The sequence below is a fragment of the Alteromonas sp. ISO5 genome, from assembly GCF_058105165.1.
In genome coordinates this window covers 3,622,355-3,642,805 of sequence record NZ_CM176572.1, presented here as the reverse complement: position 1 = coordinate 3,642,805, position 20,451 = coordinate 3,622,355, and the positions used below count along the sequence as shown (strand labels likewise).

Sequence of the window (20,451 nt, the reverse complement as noted above, 5' to 3'; positions counted from 1 at the left end):
CAATTTTATCTATCCCGGGATCCGTTTTGATTACTACCGCCAACATCACTATGCAATTTGGCTCTGAGCCACTGTTTGAAAATATTTCTGCCAAATTCGGCCACGGCAATCGCTATGGCCTGATTGGCGCTAACGGTTGTGGTAAGTCCACCCTGATGAAAATCCTGAGCGGTAAGCTAATGCCTACTGCTGGCAACGTGTCGTTGGCCCCGGGCACCAAACTGGGCATTTTGAACCAGGACCAGTTTGCTTTTGAAGACATGAGCGTGGTGGACGCAGTGATCATGGGCGACCGTGAGCTTTGGGAAGTGAAACAGCGTCGCGACGAAATTTACAGCAAAGCCGAAATGACCGAAGCAGAAGGCATGGAAGTGGCTGAGTTGGAAGTCCAGTTTGCCGAAATGGATGGTTACACCGCAGAATCACGCGCCGGTGACATCCTGATCTCTGCCGGCATTGAAGAAAGCTATCATTTTGGCTTGATGCGCGAAGTAGCGCCGGGGCGCAAGGTACGCGTGCTGCTGGCCCAGGCCCTGTTTGCCGAGCCGGATGTGCTGCTGCTCGACGAACCCACCAACAACCTCGATATCTATACCATTCACTGGCTGGCCGAAGAGCTTAACAAGCGTAAGTCCACCATGATTATTATTTCCCACGATCGCCACTTTTTAAACTCGGTCTGCACGCATATGGCCGATATTGACTACGGCGAGCTGCGCATCTACCCGGGTAATTATGACGCTTTCGTGGAAGCAGCGGCACTGGTGCAGGAACAACTGCAAAACGAGAATGCCAAGAAAAGCGCTGAGATTGAAGAGCTGCAAAGCTTTGTCGCGCGCTTCTCAGCTAACGCCTCAAAAGCTAAGCAGGCCACTTCACGAGCCAGACGGCTAGAAAAAATTGAACTGGCCGACATTAAGGCTTCCAGCCGTCGTAAACCTTATATTCAGTTTAAGCAGCATAAAAAGCTCCACCGTTTAGCCATTACCCTGGAAGACCTGGGACACGGTTACACCAAAGAGCACTTATTCAGCGGTGGTAACCTGTTGTTGGAAGCCGGTGCCAAACTGGCTATCATTGGTGAAAACGGCGCCGGTAAAACAACCCTGCTTAAATGCCTGATTGGTGATGAAAGTGCTAAGGAAGGTACCGTAAAGTGGGCAGAAAATGCCGCTGTGGGTTACGTTCCCCAGGATAGTTCAAAAGACTTTGCCAACGACATGACGATGTTTGAATGGATGTCACAATGGCGCCAGCCCAAACACGACGACCTGCAGGTAAAAGCCATGTTGGGCCGTCTGCTGTTTGGCTCCGACGACTTTAACAAGAAAGTCAGCGTGTGCTCAGGGGGTGAAAAAAACCGCCTGTTGTTTGGTAAAATCATGCTCCAGGACATTAATGTACTGGTCATGGATGAGCCTACCAACCACCTGGATATGGAGTCTATCGAGGCGCTTAACATTGCCCTGATGGCCTTTGAGGGCACGGTCATCTTTGTAAGCCACGATCGTGAATTTGTTGAATCACTGGCCACCCAGGTGATCGAGATTAAAGACAAACAGATCACCCACTTCGACGGCACCTATGAAGAATTCCAGGCGCACCTGGGCAATTAATCGCTACTGGTACTGGCTTTAGGTGCAAACCGGGCCAGTACCGTTACCAGCAAGGCGGGTAAAAATGTCACACTCAACAGAGTCGACACAAAAATACCGCTGAGCACGATAATTCCTACCCCACGGTATAACTCCGTCCCTTCTCCGGGGAGCACCACCAGTGGTGCCAGCCCGAAGATGGTAGTACAGGTAGACATCATTATTGGCCGTAAACGCACTTCCACCGCCTGTTTTACCGCACTGTGCAAGCTTTCGCCCTGAGCCAGTAAACGCCGGGTCTGATCAACGATTAAAATGGGGTTATTGACTACCGTCCCAAGCAGGATCAAAAAGCCCAGCATGGTGATCATATCAAAGGGCTGATAAGCGCCGCCGAGCATGCCTGATACGGCGTTATAGGCAATTAACCCCAACAGTCCGCCCGCCATACCCAGTGGAATGATGGTCAGAATAAACACCGGGTAACCCCAGTGATTAAATATGGCTACCAGTAACAGATAACACAGCGCAATGGCAATCATAAAGTTTACCGATAAGGCTTCCTGAGTGGCGGCAAGCTGATCAGCTGCACCGGTGATACGGGTATTCACGCTTTGCGGAATAGCGCCGCTGTTTCTTAACTCAGGCAGTAACTTATTTGTCACTGTGTTAACGGCTGTTTCAAGGGCCACTTCCTTAGGTGCAATCACATAAACTGAAACAGTGCGCTCGCCATCAATGCGCCGCACCGTATCGCTGCGTTTACTTTCCAGCAACGTAGCCATAGCGTTTAGCGGCAAAATGGTGCCCTGGGGAGTAAGGATGGGCGTGGTGGCCAATTGCTGAATGCTTTGCTGATTACCAGCATTACTGAATAAAAACATATCCACCTGGTCGTCATTGAGTAAAAACTCATCCACAAAGGCCCCGTCACTCACGGCGGCCACCGAGTACCCAAAATCATCACCGTTCATGCCGAGTTCGGCAAGTCGCTGCCAGTCAGGACGAATTTCAATAAAAGGTTGTTCAAGGGTCAGCGAGCCGGGGTCAGAATTGATTTGCGGATTATTAAAATAGGACTCGGCTTTGTTATATAACGCATTGGCCGCCTTATACAATGCGTTAATGTCACTGCCGGAAAAGTCCACGGCCACCGCACGGGTGCCGCCGTCGTTACTGGAAATAATCGAGCCTTTAGTAGAAAACGCCCGCATACCGGGGTAGCTTTCAAACTTCTCGTTGATGAGTGCCATCATATCGCCCACTTCGTCCGGGTTGACTGGCATCGTCACCATCCATACGCTGCCGATACTCACCCGCATGTTATAAAACTGCAGGGCCGGAAATTCTGCTTCGCCGCGCCCATAAGCGTCCGGGTCGGCATTTACAAAAGGCGTAAAAAATGCCCTCAGCTCATCGCCAATCTCCTGCATGGCCGATAAGTTGTAATCCGGCGGTGCGGTCATGGTAGAAAACGCTTTCGGCTCCTCGCCTTCTGGCAGATACTCTGCCGCAGGCATCAGCCACCAGGCGCTGCCCAAAATCAGCAGCCCCCCCGCCACGACAATTGCCAGCGCCCTTGCTCGCGAAGCAATAACCGTAGAAACCAGTCCCAGACATTTCGATGTAAACCCTGTTTGGTCACTGACGTGGTTATCTTCGGGTTTGGGCTGGCGAGCCATAGCCACCGGAATAACAAAAATGGCGGCTAGCATAGAGGCCAATATCGCCCCGGCAATCGCAATGGCCACATCAGAGTAAAGTTGCCCGGCTTCCTGTTCTATAAACAAAATAGGCGCAAACACTAAGATGGTGGTAACCGTAGAGGCCAGCACCGCCGGCCACACATCCCTAACGCCTTCCACCGAGGCCTTAAACTTACTCAGCCCCTGACGCCGAAACTGCACAATGGATTCGAGTACCACAATAGTGTTGTCCACCGTCATGCCGATGGCAAAGGCCACCCCGGCCATGGAAATTACGTTGATGGTGCGGCCAAATGCCAGCAATGCAATAAACGCGGCAATAGTGCACAACGGAATACCCATAACACCAATGAGCGTTGATCGCACTGAGCGCAAAAAATAAAACATCACCAGAGTCGCCAGCCCCGCCCCTAATGCCAGGTTTACCATCACGTTGCGCAGCGAGCTGGAAACATAGAGCACGTCGTCGGTAAACAGCTCCATTTTAAGGCCATTTGGGCGCAGCACCTGTTCGTTAAGTTTGTCAACAATAGGCAGGATTTGCTGCTTAATGGCAATCACGTTGGAGCCGGTTTCGCGGCGTACCGCGAGACCAAGGTTCCGGTCACCGTTGGCATAGGAGAGCTGACGCCGCTCAAAATGATCAAGTTTGACTTCGGCCACATCTTTCAACAACACATTGGTATTATTGATGCGCTGTATAATGAGGTTTTCCAGCTCATTTAGCTGCTCAAAGCGTCCAACCACACGTAGCAAATAACGGCTTTTGTTGGCTTCGATATCACCGGCTGACGAGTCCTGATTACGTTGGACAATGGCATTGCGCACATCAATCAGGCTGATACCGCGCTGCGCCAGCTTTGCCGGGTCTACCATTATCTGCACCTGGCGACGGGAGCCGCCGCTGATTTCAATTTGCGATACGCCTTCAACGCTTTCCATTTGCGGGCGAACAACCTCGTCGGCAAAGTCGTAAAGCATATCGATATCCAGTGCCATAGGATTACCCTCAGCCGGGATCAGCTGAAAGTACATAAAGGCGTTATTGGAGAAGGAATCGGAAAATAGCTGCGGCTGGTCGACATTTTCCGGGTAATCGGGTACCTGACTCAACGCATTGCTGACCCGGATTAAAGCTTCATTAACATCCACGCCAAAGGGAAATTCAAGTTCCACCCGCCCCTCGCCCATTTCGGCATACGAGATCATGCGCTTTAAGCCAGTGGTATTGCGCAAGTAGCGCTCCTGCTCAATGAGAATTTCTTTTTCGATGTCTTGTGGTGTGGCACCCGGCCAGCCAGTTTGAACAGTGATGGTTCGTACTTCCAGATCCGGGATCATCTGTACCGGAATCGACAGCGCCGCCACAATCCCCATGATACAGCTAATACCGACAACCACGGCAACCAGGATGCCGCGTTTTACCGTTGCCTCAATCATTGACTTCAGACCTGTTGGTGACGGTGACCGCCGCCTCGTTATACAGTCTCGATATACCTGACGTGGCGTATAACTGCCCTTCGCTGACATTGGCCACCAGCACCGCATCACCTTGCTGACGGATAATGTTCACCAGTACACGCCTCGCCTGGTTATTGTTAATGGCAAACACGCTGGCACCGCCATCGGGGTGCTGCCTGATAGCGCTGGCCGGTAACCATAGCTGTTTGTTTTGCAGTTGCGGTAACATGATTTCGGCTTCAGCGGACATCCCTACCAGTAAGTCGGTGTTTTCAGGCAACGCGATGTGCGCGGTAAAGCTGCGGCCCTGACTGCCTGAGGCGGCAACCAGGCGTTCCAGCTTGCCGGGAATGGTGTCGTGCATGCTGGTATCCGGATAAATACTGATGTCGCCGTTAAAGTTGGTAAAGTAACTATAGTATTCCTGCGGCACTTCGATGCTGAGACGTTTCGCCTGCTGAGAGACCAGCCCCAACACGGCGGTAGTAGGCTCCACCCACTCGCCCACGTCGACATCCCGCTGATAAATAACGCCATCAAACGGCGCTGTTAGCGTATGACGGGCTACAATTTCTTTGCGCAGGGCAAGGGTTGCCTTTAGTCTGGCCAACTCCGCTTTAGCGTTCGCCACTTCGGCTTTGCGCTGCTGAAACAAGGTTTTGGCGGCGAGTTGTTGTTGTGATAGCGCATCCACTTCGGTCAGCAGGCGCTCTGCTTCGTTATAAGCAACCGTACCCACTTCCAATTCTGCTTCGGCTTGTTGACGGGCCAGCTCAGCAAGTGTGCTGTCGAGTGTCAGTAGTGGCTGACCTTGCGTAACATGATCGCCCACCTCTACAAACAGTTTATCGACAAGTCCGGCCTGCAGCGGCGCCAGGAAAGCGTCGTTAGCAGAACTTACCGCGCCACTTAAGGTAATGCTCTGATATTTCTGGCTGGCCACCGGATAAGACACCGATACTTCAATGGGCGAGTCCTGCGCGCCTGTCGGGCAGCTAAGGCCCAGACAAACCAATAAAATGAACAGGTATTTTACACAGCCGTACATTGCGCCTCCGGTGTTTCCATCACTGTTTACCGGGTCCGGCCCGGGTACTTTATTGCAGAGTGCAACCGGTTACACAACAGCCACCCCTTAACTCTTTGGTTAGTACCTGTGCTGATTGAAAATAGATCAGTGATGTAACAGGCCATTCACTGCAAAACCCTGTACTAGCGAGCTATGTACTTTGTTGGTGGGAAGTAAAAATAGATGAATGCCGGGCCACAGGCGCGATCCGGCACGATGAGGCGAATAAAATCAGGCTATTGCGCTTTGCGCTAAGCTATCTACCGACAGTTCAACGCTATGTTCGATACCCTTTTCGCAATAAGTGACTGATGCCACCAGTGAAGCAAAATCAACCGTTAGCAGTGCCGCAGACTGCGCAGCCTGCCAGGTAAGGCGCAGGACATTTTCTTGTTGCGTAACGGAAAATTCACCTGCCAGGGCGGTCAGTGAATTACGTAATTTAATCAGCGCAATTAACGCTTTGACGACGGGCTTCTCAAGCGCCTCACTGACTGCCTTTTCATCCAGATAGGGACGATTGATGTCTCGGCCCACATTGGTTTTGGCCAACAGTGCCATATCATTTTCGGCCGCAAAGAGTCCGGCATAATACACCTGAGGAATACCCGGCGAAAATATCTGTACGGCACGGGCAATCAGGTAAGCCTGGTCATTAGCACCCAACGCGTTGTAATACGTACAGTTTACCTGGTAGAGGTCGAGATTACTGGCCGCTGCACCGGTGGCCTCCCGGCTCTGACCATTGCTGTTTTGGTGAATTTGCTCGACCAGTGCGTCAATTTGAGCGGCATTGAGTAAGCCGGGCTTGTCACCTTCCGGGCCCACATCCACAATGCCAATTCCGTCGTGAGTATCCAGCACCGTAACACAATTGCGCGGCGAAATTTGTAACCAGTTAGCCAGTGCTGAGGGATCACCACTAAACAGGCTATGCAGCACCAGTGGCGGCATGGCAAAGTCGTATACCATATCGCAACGTTTGGCGATTTCGATTTGGGTTTTGTAATAGCTGTGTATCTCAACCAGGCACTTCATTTTGCGGCTATGGGCCTGCTGGCTCAGGTCTTCGATAAAATCAAAGGTTTCTTCAAGCATAAAGCAATTGGTACCCGGCTTTTTAATGGCGTAGCCAGCCGCATCCAAACGAATAAGATCCACATTATTACGTTCAAATGCCGTTAGTATTTTTTCAAGATACCCCTGACCTGCCTCAGAGCTAACATCGATGTCGATCTGATTAGAGGTAAAGGTGGTCCAGAACGGTACGGTTTCACCATTATGCAGCGTGATATCGGTAAAGCACGGCGTGGGGCGCGGACGATAGATTTTTGCGATATCCTGATGTTCATCAGTTGCAAACACTTTGTCGCGGGTCAGAAACAGCGGCCAGAACGGCGATGCCTGACCATTGACCAGCACATCCTGAAACTGTGGGCTTTGTGCCGACATATGATTCACGATCATATCGGCCATGATGTCCATGTTTTTACCCAACTCACCTACGTCCTGCCAACAGCCTAAGCGGCGATCAACTTCGGTATGGTCGATAGGATCAAATCCGGCATCCTCACCATCGATGGGATAGAAAAAAGGTAACAGATGCACCCCGTCAAACACGCCTTTTAACTGTTCGTTAAACAACGTATTTAACGCCTTGATGTCACCACCGCCTAACCGGTCTACGTAGGTAATTAACTGGACACCATTTGAACGATTCATAACACTACTCACAATAAAACTTAATCGATTAAGTTAAATAATCGGACAATTCACTCCATTTAGCAAGTGTTATTTTAATGTTAATTACAAATGTCTGTTCTACTGTGTTCGCTAACTCGCGGAAAAGTGTGAGAAACTAAATAGTGAATAGCAGTTAACGGAATATTGTTAATAAATACAAAACTATATTACCAGCCAGTGCGGACAATTAAGCGTACGTTTAGCTCACCCAAAGGTAATTGCCAGTAAAAATGCCTTGCTACTGCCATAAACTTAACAGGCTCTTCGCTGACTTAATAATTTAGTTAGCTTAAGAACGTGTCACCGAGTTCTGTATTGCAACGTGCATTGGCGAAAATGACTCTTCTGTCTGGCTGATGTTAACTATGGCGTTCGACAATCCTATTGGTTACTCTTACTTTCTTGTTTTAACTGCCGTAAACCTTCGTCAAATAAGGCAATTTTAGCTTCCACGTTGTCGACTTTGGGCGAGAAAGCCACATAGATATCACTGATATGATTCAACTTACCTTTGCGAATAGTGTCCTGCGGTAGTTGCATAGCAGCCAGAGTATAAGAAGCCACGTCGTCGAACATAATCGCCATATGCACCTTGTTTTCCAGCAGCATATTGATAATTTGGCGCTGGTTAGCCACCCTCACCTCTTTAAATCGCTTTCGATGGGCTTCAAAACTATCGCCGTATTCATAGCCGGTAATCAACGCGATGCTCAAGCCGCCGGGAAACTGATCCACGCTGGCATAGTTAAAGGTTGAGTCTTTGGGGTAATAAAACGAGGCTGTAGCCTGAAACAAAGGCTCGGAGCCAAATACAAATCGTTGCTGGGTATTCTTTTGGAGGGTGACGTTATACGCTCCGTCTACCTGACCATTCTCGGCCATTTTTAATGCTCTGGCATAGGGGACCGGAATAAACGTGGCAGTAGAGCCGCTGTAAGAAAGTGCTTGCTCGATGATATCGCGCGACAATCCGCTACCATTCGCCATGGCAAACGGCGGCCAGCTGTTTTCAGCAGCAAACGTAAATGTTTCACCGGCCACCACACTGCGGGATAAAGCCAAACAAGTGATAACCAGAATCCAATGCTTTTTAATAGATGAATACAAGGGCGACACCTTTAAATACAACAAGTAAAAAGAAAGCCACATCGGGCCGGTATTGATAAGCCCCCCGGCAACTCCAGCCTATAATAGCCCTACCTCATTGATAAAACATTATAAAAATGTAGTAATGTTGGCTCAGCGAGTCACAATAAAGCATGAAAAAGTGGCGCTAACGCACGTTATCATTCAGGCCTGCTACTCTCACTGGCTAGTTTTTAGCTCCTAACGGAAACACCTCAAATGTTACCCCTTCAGCACCGGATTGCATAAAACTGCGAATATTGGCGTGGTCTGTGCCATCGGGGTTACCCAGCACATCGTCCCGGTAATAACTGCCGAAGAGTGCCAGGGTTTGTTCGTTGGTTAGCTTGAGGTATTGCCCCAGTGCCAGCAGCTTACAGGATCCATTGTTCTGGTTTGCTTCATTTTGTACTTTTCCGTTGGTAAACGCCGTGGGCGTAAAACGAAAATTTTCATCGATAAAGGCAATAACATCATTAAACATGACGTGTTCCGGCGCGTTATCTAGTTGTTCGATAAGTGCCTGCTGATTGTTGTAAGCCACTGGCGTCTCCACTGAATAGTCACAAATTTGCGGGATAATTTGCGCGCTATTAAACCAGAATACCTTTTCTATACCTACCTTGAATTTTTGATCAAAAGTGTCCATCTGACAGTACAGACACAGGTAAACAAAACTAATTCCACACGATCAGGCAATAGCAAAACAGGATTAGGCAGGCGAATTTCCCATTGCTTCATGCATAATACTTCGCACGCTGATAAAGCACTTTCTAAAGACCAAAAACAGAGGTAACACTATGAAAACAGTTGGCTACGCTGCATTCTCAGACGATGCTCACATGAAACCTTATCATTTTGAGCGCCGTGATCTGCGCGCCAATGATGTTGCAATTGAGATTTTATACTGCGGTGTATGTCACTCTGATTTACACACAGTAAACGGTGACTGGGGTCCGCAACCCTATCCTTTAATCCCTGGCCACGAAATTGTTGGCGTGGTAACCGCCATCGGTGATGATGTAAAAAACTACAAAGTAGGTCAGAACGTAGCGGTAGGCTGTATGGTAGACAGCTGTCAGGAATGTGACCAGTGCCACAACCATGAAGAGCAATACTGCCGTAATGGTATGACCGCCACCTATGGTGCACCGGATCGTATCTCTGGTGAAACAACACAGGGTGGCTACTCCAAACACATTGTAGTGCGTGAAGAATTCGTGCTGAACGTGCCAGAGGGTATGGACCTGACGAAAACAGCACCAATTCTGTGTGCGGGTATCACAACCTTTTCGCCACTTCGTACCTGGGGCGTTAAAAAAGGTACTCGCGTTGGCGTAATTGGCTTAGGTGGTCTTGGTCATATGGCAGTTAAACTGGCCGCCGCCATGGATGCCGAAGTGACGGCTATCAGTCGCTCCAATAAAAAAGCAGCAGAAGCGAAAGCCATGGGCGCCAAAGGCATTCTGGTGTCTACCGATGAAGATGCAATGAAAGCGGCTGCAAGCTCTTTTGATCTGATCATCGACACTGCTCCCGTTAAGCATGACGTGGGGCAATATGCACCACTGCTGGATATCGACGGCACTCTCGTTATCGTCGGTCAGGTGGGCCCAATGGAAGAGCTGATGACTCCACCATTAGTATTGGGTCGCCGCCGGGTAGCTGGCTCGCTGATTGGGGGTATCAAAGAAACTCAGGAAGTACTGGATTTCTGCGCTGAACACGGCATTTATCCAGACTGCGAAATGATTAAAATGGATGAGATTAACGGTGCATTTGAAACCCTGGCTAAAGGCGATCTGGCGCACCGCTTTGTTATCGATATGGCGTCACTGAGCGCCGAGTAAACGCTGGCTGTTAGATTGCTGTTTTCAGCAACTCGTTCAAAAAAGCAGCGCTTATTGCGCTGCTTTTTTACGCCTGGAGTTCAGAGAACTATACGCCCTGAGCAACCATAGCGTTGGCGAGTTGCCTGAAGGCCGTAATGTTCGCGCCTTTGGCATAATTGACCTTATCGTCTTCTTGGCCTTCTTCGGCACAGCGGTCATGAATATAGGTCATGATGGCTTTGAGTTCGTCATCGAGCCGGGCGAAGGTTTTACGCTCAAATGCGGCATTTTGCGACATTTCCATACCCGACATAGCAACCCCACCCGCATTAGCCGCTTTGCCCGGAACAAACACTATGCCTGCATCGGCGATCAGCGCTTTGGCGTCGTGAGTAGTAGGCATGTTGGCGCCTTCCAGTAAGTATTGACAATGGTTGTCTGCCAATCTCTTTGCCGACGGCTCATCAAGTTCATTTTGCGTGGCGCACGGCAATGCTACATCGCAAGTGCAACCCCATGGTTTCTCACCGCTAAACCAGCTCCCACCGCGCTCATCAGCCAGGGCGGTAAGAATATTCGCCTCGTGCATGCGATTTTCAATGGCCCAGCGAATATCAGCGCTGCTCAGGCCTTCTTCCTTAATAAAGCTACCACGACTGTTAGATAAACTGATCACAGTGCCTCCCAGTTCAGCGGCTTTTAACGCAGCATGCAAGGCCACATTACCGGCACCTGAAATGGCTATTCGCTTACCTTCAATCGCGTCATCGTGATGTTTGAGCACGCATTGAAGCATGTAAATTAAGCCAAAGCCGGTGGCTTCAGTTCGCACATGGCTACCACCAAAATCGATGTCTTTACCGGTCAGGCTGCCGCCGAACTCGTTGTGCATACGGCGGTACTGACCATATAAAAAGCCAATCTCGCGCGCGCCTACATTAATATCGCCAGCCGGTACGTCAGTGCGCGGCCCGATATGACGCTGCAATTCCTGCATAAACGCCTGACAAAAGCGCATAATTTCATTGTCGCTGCGGCCTTTCGGATTGAACTCCGAGCCGCCTTTCGCGCCGCCCATGGGCAGGCCGGTAAGCGCATTTTTAAACGATTGCTCAAAAGCAAGAAACTTCAGTACCGACTCGTTCACCGTGGGATGAAAGCGTAAGCCACCTTTGTAGGGGCCAATAAGCCCGCTGTGTTGCACCCGCCAGCCACGATTAACTTCCACCTCACCTTTGTCGTTCATCCAGTGTACGGCAAAATGCACTACCCGCTCTGGCTCACTCAGGCGTTTTAGCACGTTATAGCGCTTATAGTCAGCATGTGCGTTGTAAATCGGCATTACATCGGCGGCGAGTTCTTTGGTGGCCTGCAAGTATTCCGCATGGTGCGGGTACCGATTTTCAATCCACTCGTTAAACTCGTCTAAATTCGATTTCGCTGTCATACCAATCCTTTAAATAATATAAAACACCCGTTTTGTACTGGTTATTGCCGGTGTATGATCATTTTTGAGTGCTCTGAAAGATGATATTAGTTGCTTTCTTAGCGAATACTCAGCGCCCTTTATTTATCCGCAGCGGCCACGATGGATTGGCAGGCCGACGTTTACACCTTATACTGATAGCCTAGTTTTTCGACAATTGTGAATGCACCGTTTCTCGCCGGGTATTTTGCAAACAAAGTAGTGATGATTGTGGTGCGTGCTTTGTCTATTTCTAAACGCCTTTTAACACCGTTGGGTCTACTCTGGCTTACGGTAGTTGTTTGCACTACCGCCCACGCCAGCGTGAACCAATGGCAATCCCACGCGCAGCCGGTTTTTCTGTCGCCGTTAGGAAGCTCCACGACCCTTGAAGGGCAAATCGATACCGTGCTGGAAGACCAGCAAGGATTTATCTGGCTGGTCGCAGCCAATGGTTTGTGGCGCTGGGATTCAAAATCACTGGTGCGTGCACGGTTCAAAAGTGTGGATGAAAAAGCCCCCACGCCTCAGGTTAACCAGGGATTTAGCGATGCCAAGGGCCGTATCTGGATTGGCACCAGTAACGGCTTGTACCGACTCATCCCTGGCACTAACTCATTTACACCTGTCGCCTCCAGCCTACTGCAGGACATACCAGTGCAAGCGGGCGCTGCGCTAAGTTTGCCACACACTGACATTCTGGTTATCGCCAGTGATCGGGCGCTTTATCAGTTTGATACGGCATCAGCGCAACTCAGTCAGCTACACATTTCGACCGATGCCCGGATCCACGCCCTCCATGTTAACCAGGCCAATACGCTTTGGGTGGGTACCGACACAGGCTTGTACCGCAGTAAACTTAACAATAGCCGGTTTGCACCACTCACCGCCGAACCAGGCTTTCCTGAAGGTATCAGGGTCAGCGCTATTACCAACACGGCGAAGGGAAACCTCGTGGTAGGCACCGCTGCCGAGGGCTTATTTGTTAAGTCTGAAGGAGCCGGTTTTATTACTTACTCTCTCGCTCAGGATGACAGCCCGTGGCTGTTTACTGTGACAGAAATTCGCCCCGATGTGCTACTGATTGGTACCTTTGGTGATGGGCTGATTGAGCTTGATTTAGCCAGTCAGACAACTCGCCGTTTCAGGCACAACCGTTTATTACCGGCCAGCCTTAGCGATAATAACGTCTGGTCATTATTGCGCGATTCCAGAGGATTGGTGTGGATAGGCAGCGGTGCAACGCTCAATGTCTATGATGCCGGCAATATTGCCGTTGCACATATTTTTGGTGATAGTGGACGACCCGGAGGCCTGATAAACCGCAAAGTACATGCGGTTCAGGCTATAGGCAATAATCTGATTGTGGGGTCCGGCGAACAAGGGCTGGAAGAGTTCACTGCACAACAAGGCACCATCCGGCAACTTTGGCAAAATGGAACGGACCCGGTGGAAACATTATTTGCAGATCCCTCGGGTAACCTCTATGCCTCGGCGAATTTTGCGTCGGTGATTATCCCGTCAGACAATAAACAGCCTTTAGCGCTTACTGTAGAAGGCAGGAGCGCGTCCACTTTCACTACCGCTCTGGCCCGGTCGTCTGACGCGCTTTGGATAGGGGGAACCGATGGTTTATGGCAACAACCTGCGATAGCAACTAAGCCTACCGTTCAGTTACTGTCAGAGCGTTTTAGCGAGCGCCGCGTGGCATCGTTGCTGGCAACACCCGATTCACTCTGGGTGGGAAGCTGGCAAGGCTTACTGCGCGGCAGGCTTACCAATGGCTTGCTTAAAAGTGTTGATATTGAAACGGTAGACCATCCGCGCCTGGCACAGCAATTTATTGCCGACCTCTATGCAGATAGTCTTGATCAGCTTTGGGTGGCAACCAGCGGGGCGGGATTGTTTGTGCTCACCACCGATAACCGTTGGCTTGAATTCAGCACGGCCGTTGGCCTGCCAGGCGACAACGTAATGGCCATCGCCGGCGAGAGTGATAAGCAGGTATGGGTAGGCACGTCGCGAGGGATTGCGGCCATTGATATTGAGCAAAAGCTTCTGCGCGTGATAACCGCCGGACCAGCCGCCGTAAACAGCCCCTACTCCCGTGCCGCGGCAACGACGACAGCGGCAGGCGACCTGGTGTTCGGTGGTAAGAATGGTCTGACCATAATCGCCCCGGGGTCACTGCCCCGCCAGACAATTCCATTGTCCCTGAACTTTACACAAATGGAAGTAATGACCGCGGATAACCGTAAAGTCTATCCGGCGACCACACTGGATCACATTGAAATCAGCGCGCTGCCCAAACGTGTTTCCTTTGAATTTGTAGCGCTGGACTACCTTGATCCGGAACATTTGCAATACCGTTATCGCCTGGCCGGTACCGAAGATAACTGGTCGCAACTTGATGCCGATCACCGGATTGTGACTCTTACCGATCCCGACCCGGGCGAGTACATACTGGAGCTGCAATACTCAGACAATGGCACTACCTGGCAGCACGCATCGCTCAGCCAACGATTTACCGTGCTCCCTGCGTGGTATCAAACTATCTATGCGAGCATGGCCAGCCTGTTACTATTGGCCATTGCCATTTTTGGCGTACATCAGTTAGGCCTCCGTCATTACCGCCACCGCCAGAAGGTGCTGGAGCAAAAAATTGCCGAGCGCACAGCTGAACTGCTATCCGCAAATGAGAAACTCAGCGAACAGGCGGTCGCTCTGGAAAAAGCCAGCTTAACCGACGCGCTGACCGGCTTACATAACCGGCGTTTTTTAAGTCAGAACATGCAGCGGGATATCAGCCGCGTTCACCGGTATTACAAAGACTGTGAAGCCACCAATACACGCCCGCACCATCAGTCTGATATGTTATTTTTTATAATCGACCTGGATCACTTCAAACGCATTAACGATAACCACGGTCATCAGGCCGGTGATGCGGTGCTGGTAGAAACCCAAAAACGCTTGTCGGCCATCTTCCGCGACAGTGATTATCTGGTGCGTTGGGGTGGCGAGGAGTTTCTGGCAGTGGTGCAGAATACACCGCGGGAAGAGGCCTGCCTGCTGGCCGAGCGTATAATCAATGCAGTGAATGCAAGCGATATGAGTATTAACGGACAGACCCAGTTAAAGGTGACCTGCTCGGTGGGTTTTGCTGCATATCCGCTACACCAGCAACGCTATACTTTTTTCGACTGGCAAAGCACCGTCGGCATAGCGGATGCTGCGTTATACGGTGCCAAACGCCGCAATCGCGACACCTGGATGGGCATAACCGGTATCCGGTCAACGCTACCAGACAGCACCCTGGAGCTAATTAAACAACAGCCCACGCGCATCTTCGATCATGCCAATGTACGGGTTCGCCAGTGATTCAGAGTCAGCGATGCCGCTTGATATGCCGAATGGCAAGTATATCTACCGGTGTATTACGGCCCGGTACTGATAACGAATAAGGTGTGCCAGTTCGGCGAAGCCAGGGATTAAACATGGAACACCATGGTTTTATGCTAATAGCGCTAATTGTGGTGTTGGGTAATTTTACGGTGACCACCGCACCACGATTCATTGATTTTCAGGGGGATGCCCGCAAAGCCATGCTGCGAGGTGGCTTATGAACAAGCTCAGACCCCAGGAGCCAACCCCACTTTCACCCTGTCAGATAGCAACTGCCACAAGCAAACCTGATATTCCAGGCCTGCAGCCTTGCGACCTGGTAACTCAACGTTAGCTTTAAACTTCACTTCCTCTCCCTTCTCGCTTGGCCAGGAATAAATGTGCTATGCTCAATCTTGCTGGTTGCGTTGTACAGTGCAGTCATTCGACTTCAACAACCCATGGGGTAAGACTATGCCCAAGTTCAAGCATCCCGGCGTTTTTATTGAGGAAATCCCCACTATCAATACCAGTATCGTTGAAGGTCCCACTGCGATACCGGCGTTTATTGGCTATACGCGAGTCGCCTCGCGCCAAAAGGATGGCGACTTACACTTAGTCCCAACCAAAATCAGCTCGTTTCGGGAATACTGCCAGTTCTTTGGCGAAAGTGAAGCCGAGTCTTTGCATCTGGACCTGACATCCACTCCGGGCGGACCAGTATTGAAAAGTACATCGCCAGTATTGCCCCGCCAGATGCTGTGGTATGCCATCAGGCTATTTTTTGAAAACGGCGGCGCTCAGTGCTACGTAGTCTCTACAGGTAATTATCAAACCCCGCTAACGCTATCGGTCCTGTCTGACGGCGTGTGTGCCGCAGCGAAGGTGGATGATATTACCCTGTTGATTGCACCAGAAAACGTACTACTCGCACCAGCCGACTACCAACAAGTAGTCAATTTGATGCTCTCGCAATGCGACAGGCTAGCCGACCGAATGGCACTGTTCGACCTGCCCGACGGGGATAAGACGATGAACACATCACTGTTAGGTACCAACCGCGCCTACTTCGGTAATATCCACCTTGATTGTGGCGCGTGTTATTACCCTTTTTTAACCACCACTCAACGCTGGCAGTCTGCCCAATACCATCAACACATTACCGTTAGCGTCGATAACGGCAAGACAGCGCAACTCAGCCAGATAAAAGCTGACGACCCTAAACTATTCAGGGGCATTGAACCTCTTCTCGCAGATCTGTTTGTTTCCTTACCGGCGTCGGCGGCGGTAGCGGGAGCAATCACTCAGGTCGATGCCTCTGAGGGCGTATGGAAAGCCCCCGCTAATGTGAAATTGCGCGGCATTAGCCACCCTGTGATAAGCCTTTCTGATACTGAAAATGAGGCGTTAAATACCGATACTGCAACCGGTAAATCCATCAATGCGATTCGTGAATTCACCGGCCGCGGAATTCGCATTTGGGGGGCTCGCACGCTGGCTGGTAATGATAACGAATGGCGCTACATAAGCACCCGGCGTTTGGTCAACATTGTACAAGAATCGGTGCAGAAGTGGCTAAGCCGGGCTGTATTTGAGCCCAACGACGCCAATACCTGGGCCCGGATTACGCATTCAGTTGAGCACTACCTCATCAGCTTATGGAAACGCGGTGCGCTAACCGCCTCAACGCCTGATGATGCCTTTTATGTGCACTGTGGCCTGGGTACAACCATGACCGCCAATGATATACACCAGGGCTTAATGAACATCGAAATTGGCATGGCGGTAATCAGGCCCGCAGAGTTTATAACCCTTCGAATTCAGCATCATTCTCAACAAGCCTGACGCCTGTTTAAGCTTTTTATTAGTACCTTGCATTGTTCGCTTTTCATGCATAAAAAATAGCGTATATTACGCTCAAACAACTGCACCAGATTATTACCGCTCTGGTTTAAAAAACCGTTACCAATCATCGAAGAAGGATCCCCAGTGACAGCGACGCCATGTTTAAAAGTGTTGATTATCGATCACAATACCCCCCGACTGATTACCACTCAGCAGTACCTGGAATCGGTGGTATCGGTACTCGACCGCAAGGATTTGTCATTAGAGTTCCTGGCGGTTAACTCTGAGTCAGCGGCGGTAACCGAACTCGACAGTGATGGCGACATTCAGGCGGTGTTACTGAGCTGGGAAACCCTGGGCGACGCCCTTCGCGACTCATCCATAATTGATGCAATTAAATCCCGTCGCCTGGAAGTGCCGGTGTATGTTACCGGCGAAGATGAGGTAGGGTTTGATATCGTCAGTCGCTCAAGCAAAATTGAAGCGTTTTTTGCGCTGCACGACATCGCTTCGGATCCGGAGTCATGCCTGGCGTATATCATCAATGACTTTGACGATCGCAGCGAAACCCCGTTCTGGACGGCTTATAAAAAATACGCAGTCGAAACTAACGATTCCTGGCACACGCCGGGGCATAGCGGAGGTGCGAGCTTCAGAAGCTCAAGCTATATCAACGATTTTTATAAGTTCTTTGGCCGCAATATGTTTATCAGTGATCTGTCGGTGAGTGTGGATTCTCTGGGCTCTTTATCAGACGGTACCAACGCCATTGGCAAAGCGCAGAACCTGGTAGCCAATACCTTTGAGGTTAACCACTCTTACTTTGTGACCAATGGCTCTTCCACTTCCAATAAAATTATCCTTCAAACACTGCTTCGGGAAGGGGATAAGGTAATTGTAGACCGAAACTGCCACAAGTCGGTACATTATGGCATTGTGCAGGCCCGCGCCCTGCCCCTGTACCTCGACAGCATCCTGGATCCCAAATACGGTATTTTTGCACCGCCCTCACTCAGCCAGCTAAAAGCGTTTATCAGCGACAATAAAGACGCCAAACTCGTTGTACTGACTGGCTGTACATACGACGGCCTGCTTACCGATTTAAAGCAGGTTGTGAAGTTTGCCCACCAGTTCGACATTAAGGTATTTATTGATGAAGCCTGGTTTGCCTACTCGCTGTTTCATCCGCAATATAGAGAATACTCCGCTATTAATGCCGGTGCAGATTACGTTACCCATTCAGCTCACAAAGTGGTTTCGGCGTTTTCGCAGGCCTCATACATTCACATTAACGATCCGGACTTCGATAAAGACTTCTTTAGAGAAATTTATGCCATTCACACCAGCACATCCCCCCAATATCATCTGATTGCCTCACTGGATGTGTGTCGCAAGCAACTCGAAATGGAAGGCTTTAAGGTTATCAATAACCTCCTTAATCACGTACGAGAGTTTAAGGAACAGGCAGCTAAATTTAGTCGCATTCGTATTTTAGGGAAGGACGACTTCAGACAGATGTTCAGCCATTTTGAGGCCGATAATATTGGCCACGATCCGCTTAAGATCCTGATTGATATCTCCGCGCTTTCCTACTCCAACCAGGAAATCCATCGCTTCCTGATGGACGAAGTCGGCCTGGAAATAGAGAAATTTACGCATAGTACACTACTGGTATTACTGACCTTTGGCGGGATGCGCTCTAAAATTGTACGCCTGTATAACGCGCTCAATAAGCTTGATGCCGGGCATGTATCTTTACGTAAAAGTAGTCGCCAGAAAGAACTGCCCAATAAGATCCCGCCCATTAGCCTGGCCATGCTGCCTTCCGATGCATTCTTTGGTAAACGGGAAACGGTCCCCCTGCAAGACAGCGTAGGCCGGATTGCTGCGGCGCTGATCACCCCTTATCCACCGGGTATCCCGTTGCTGGTGCCGGGGCAAACCATAGAAGCCGAACACATCAATTATCTTAATGCGTTGGCGAGCCAGAAGCTCACTATTCAGGGCCTGATTGACGGTGATATTTACGTATTAGAATAGTAATTGTTCGGTAGCCGGGCGTATAACCGGCTACCGCATTACTCCCTCACTCTGTTTGGCACAATCTATAATTCTGTTATTCGCTACAAAATCATTATTTTCATACTGATTACACCAATAGTCAGCCAAATATGAACTATATTTATTGATGGGCTTAGAAAATACTGGTCGCTAACAGCTGATTAAGTATCTTTTATTACTCCTAAGTCGTATTTAACCCATACTAATTGCTTCAGAAAACATGTATTTTGATTAAAATTTAAGTTATTTGAAGTGACGGATAAGCAGTAAGCATCACTGACTACTGTAATGAACAAAAAGTGAAACGAAGTATGAACCTAGCGCAATTAGTGCAACAAGCGGAATCCGTCTTTGTATTACCTGACTCGGTAACTCGGTTAAAAGCCTGTATCGAAGATGATTCATCAAGCCTCGACGACGTGGCAGAAATTATCAGCTTCGACCCCTCGCTAACTTCACAGTTACTGAAAATTGCCAACAGCGCGCTGTATAATTTCACGTCGCCCATTGAAACGGTGACTAAAGCCGTACAGGTGATTGGTACTCGTGCCACATACCACTTAGCCCTTTCCTACGGCGTATCACACACCCTGAAAACGGTTGAAACCACCATCATCGATATCGACCGCTTCTGGGAACAAAGTGTAAGTTGCGCTTTGCTGGCCAGGCACCTGGCAGAGAAAAAACGTATCAGAGAATCCGAGCGGTTCTTTGTCAGCGGTTTATTGCACAACATTGGCGAACTGGCCATGATTAAAGTGGCCCCCGACATGGCTAAGCGTTGCCTGAATACCGATAAAGACACCTCTTCGCTCTCTCTGCAAAAAGAGCTGATGGGGTTTACTTACTGCGACTTTTCTGCGGCACTGATCAAGGATTGGGGTTTGCCTTCAAGCATATACCGGCCTATTTCTATGTTGATGGAAACAGACCTTTCCCAACTGGATACAGACGCACTTATTGTAAAGCAGGCATATCTGTTGGCGCAGGACAACGTTAACGCTGATATAAACGTGGGTTATCCGCCCGCAGGTCCGGCACTGCTGGCAGCATTGAAACTCACAGAAAACGACACCGAAGAAGCCTTGGATGAAACCAACATGCAACTTATCAGCGTTATTCAGCTGTTTAATCCAAGCGCGTTTAATATCTTTTAATAAAAATGCCT

13 protein-coding genes are annotated in these 20,451 nt (G+C 49.8%); 7 read left to right on the top strand and 6 right to left on the bottom strand.

Features of this window, described 5'->3' with window-relative positions:
• The first annotated feature begins 26 nt into the window (after positions 1 to 26).
• The gene (locus AC2T0J_RS16300; RefSeq protein ID WP_489806828.1) at positions 27 to 1,616 is read left to right on the top strand and encodes an ABC-F family ATPase; all 1,590 of its coding nucleotides are present in this window, start codon (positions 27 to 29) and stop codon (positions 1,614 to 1,616) included.
• On the opposite strand, the gene AC2T0J_RS16295 is transcribed toward AC2T0J_RS16300, so the two are convergent.
• The 5 genes from AC2T0J_RS16295 to AC2T0J_RS16275 form a co-directional block, all read right to left on the bottom strand.
• Positions 1,613 to 4,741, bottom strand: a complete 3,129-nt coding sequence (locus tag AC2T0J_RS16295) for an efflux RND transporter permease subunit (RefSeq protein ID WP_489806827.1) — start codon at positions 4,739 to 4,741, stop codon at positions 1,613 to 1,615. The two genes, AC2T0J_RS16300 and AC2T0J_RS16295, sit on opposite strands and share 4 nt — an antisense overlap.
• Positions 4,734 to 5,810: an efflux RND transporter periplasmic adaptor subunit gene (locus AC2T0J_RS16290; protein ID WP_489806826.1), complete on the bottom strand. Its 1,077-nt coding sequence runs from the start codon at positions 5,808 to 5,810 to the stop codon at positions 4,734 to 4,736. The genes AC2T0J_RS16295 and AC2T0J_RS16290 overlap by 8 nt, the downstream gene beginning before the upstream one ends.
• 252 nt (positions 5,811 to 6,062) lie before the next feature.
• Positions 6,063 to 7,553 (bottom strand): sucrose phosphorylase, encoded by a 1,491-nt coding sequence (gtfA, locus tag AC2T0J_RS16285; RefSeq protein ID WP_489806825.1) that lies wholly within the window; start codon positions 7,551 to 7,553, stop codon positions 6,063 to 6,065.
• Positions 7,554 to 7,955: 402 nt separating this feature from the next.
• Positions 7,956 to 8,681, bottom strand: a complete 726-nt coding sequence (locus tag AC2T0J_RS16280) for a substrate-binding periplasmic protein (RefSeq protein WP_489806824.1) — start codon at positions 8,679 to 8,681, stop codon at positions 7,956 to 7,958.
• Positions 8,682 to 8,886: 205 nt separating this feature from the next.
• Positions 8,887 to 9,183 (bottom strand): HopJ type III effector protein, encoded by a 297-nt coding sequence (locus AC2T0J_RS16275; RefSeq protein WP_489810353.1) that lies wholly within the window; start codon positions 9,181 to 9,183, stop codon positions 8,887 to 8,889.
• A gap of 316 nt (positions 9,184 to 9,499) precedes the next feature.
• Here AC2T0J_RS16275 and AC2T0J_RS16270 point away from each other — a divergent pair, with 316 nt between their 5' ends.
• Positions 9,500 to 10,549: an NAD(P)-dependent alcohol dehydrogenase gene (locus AC2T0J_RS16270; RefSeq protein WP_489806823.1), complete on the top strand. Its 1,050-nt coding sequence runs from the start codon at positions 9,500 to 9,502 to the stop codon at positions 10,547 to 10,549.
• An 88-nt stretch (positions 10,550 to 10,637) separates the two neighbouring features.
• Here AC2T0J_RS16270 and gdhA read toward each other — a convergent pair whose 3' ends face one another.
• On the bottom strand, positions 10,638 to 11,978 hold the full coding sequence (gdhA, locus tag AC2T0J_RS16265; protein WP_489806822.1) for an NADP-specific glutamate dehydrogenase: 1,341 nt from the start codon (positions 11,976 to 11,978) through the stop codon (positions 10,638 to 10,640).
• 198 nt (positions 11,979 to 12,176) lie between these two features.
• Here gdhA and AC2T0J_RS16260 point away from each other — a divergent pair, with 198 nt between their 5' ends.
• The 5 genes from AC2T0J_RS16260 (at position 12,177) to AC2T0J_RS16240 (ending at position 20,440) form a co-directional block, all read left to right on the top strand.
• Positions 12,177 to 15,374, top strand: coding sequence for a ligand-binding sensor domain-containing diguanylate cyclase (locus AC2T0J_RS16260; protein WP_489806821.1), 3,198 nt, complete (start codon positions 12,177 to 12,179; stop codon positions 15,372 to 15,374).
• A 116-nt stretch (positions 15,375 to 15,490) separates the two neighbouring features.
• Positions 15,491 to 15,619, top strand: coding sequence for a hypothetical protein (locus AC2T0J_RS16255; protein WP_489806820.1), 129 nt, complete (start codon positions 15,491 to 15,493; stop codon positions 15,617 to 15,619).
• A 232-nt stretch (positions 15,620 to 15,851) separates the two neighbouring features.
• Positions 15,852 to 17,222 carry a phage tail sheath family protein gene (locus tag AC2T0J_RS16250; RefSeq protein WP_489806819.1) on the top strand — a complete coding sequence of 457 codons (1,371 nt, stop codon included), beginning with the start codon at positions 15,852 to 15,854 and terminating at the stop codon, positions 17,220 to 17,222.
• 144 nt (positions 17,223 to 17,366) lie between these two features.
• The gene (locus AC2T0J_RS16245; RefSeq protein WP_489806818.1) at positions 17,367 to 19,262 is read left to right on the top strand and encodes an aminotransferase class I/II-fold pyridoxal phosphate-dependent enzyme; all 1,896 of its coding nucleotides are present in this window, start codon (positions 17,367 to 17,369) and stop codon (positions 19,260 to 19,262) included.
• Positions 19,263 to 19,594: 332 nt separating this feature from the next.
• A complete protein-coding gene (locus tag AC2T0J_RS16240; RefSeq protein WP_489806817.1) occupies positions 19,595 to 20,440 on the top strand; it encodes an HDOD domain-containing protein in 846 nt (281 codons plus the stop codon).
• Positions 20,441 to 20,451: the final 11 nt, after the last annotated feature.

Coding starts and splice junctions, on each gene's coding strand:
- AC2T0J_RS16295 (WP_489806827.1), bottom strand. CDS start 4,741: ATGATTGAGGCAACGGTAAAACGCGGCATCCTGGTTGCCGTGGTTGTC.
- AC2T0J_RS16290 (WP_489806826.1), bottom strand. CDS start 5,810: ATGTACGGCTGTGTAAAATACCTGTTCATTTTATTGGTTTGTCTGGGC.
- gtfA (WP_489806825.1), bottom strand. CDS start 7,553: ATGAATCGTTCAAATGGTGTCCAGTTAATTACCTACGTAGACCGGTTA.
- AC2T0J_RS16275 (WP_489810353.1), bottom strand. CDS start 9,183: ATGTTTAATGATGTTATTGCCTTTATCGATGAAAATTTTCGTTTTACG.
- AC2T0J_RS16270 (WP_489806823.1), top strand. CDS start 9,500: ATGAAAACAGTTGGCTACGCTGCATTCTCAGACGATGCTCACATGAAA.
- gdhA (WP_489806822.1), bottom strand. CDS start 11,978: ATGACAGCGAAATCGAATTTAGACGAGTTTAACGAGTGGATTGAAAAT.
- AC2T0J_RS16255 (WP_489806820.1), top strand. CDS start 15,491: ATGGAACACCATGGTTTTATGCTAATAGCGCTAATTGTGGTGTTGGGT.
- AC2T0J_RS16250 (WP_489806819.1), top strand. CDS start 15,852: ATGCCCAAGTTCAAGCATCCCGGCGTTTTTATTGAGGAAATCCCCACT.
- AC2T0J_RS16240 (WP_489806817.1), top strand. CDS start 19,595: ATGAACCTAGCGCAATTAGTGCAACAAGCGGAATCCGTCTTTGTATTA.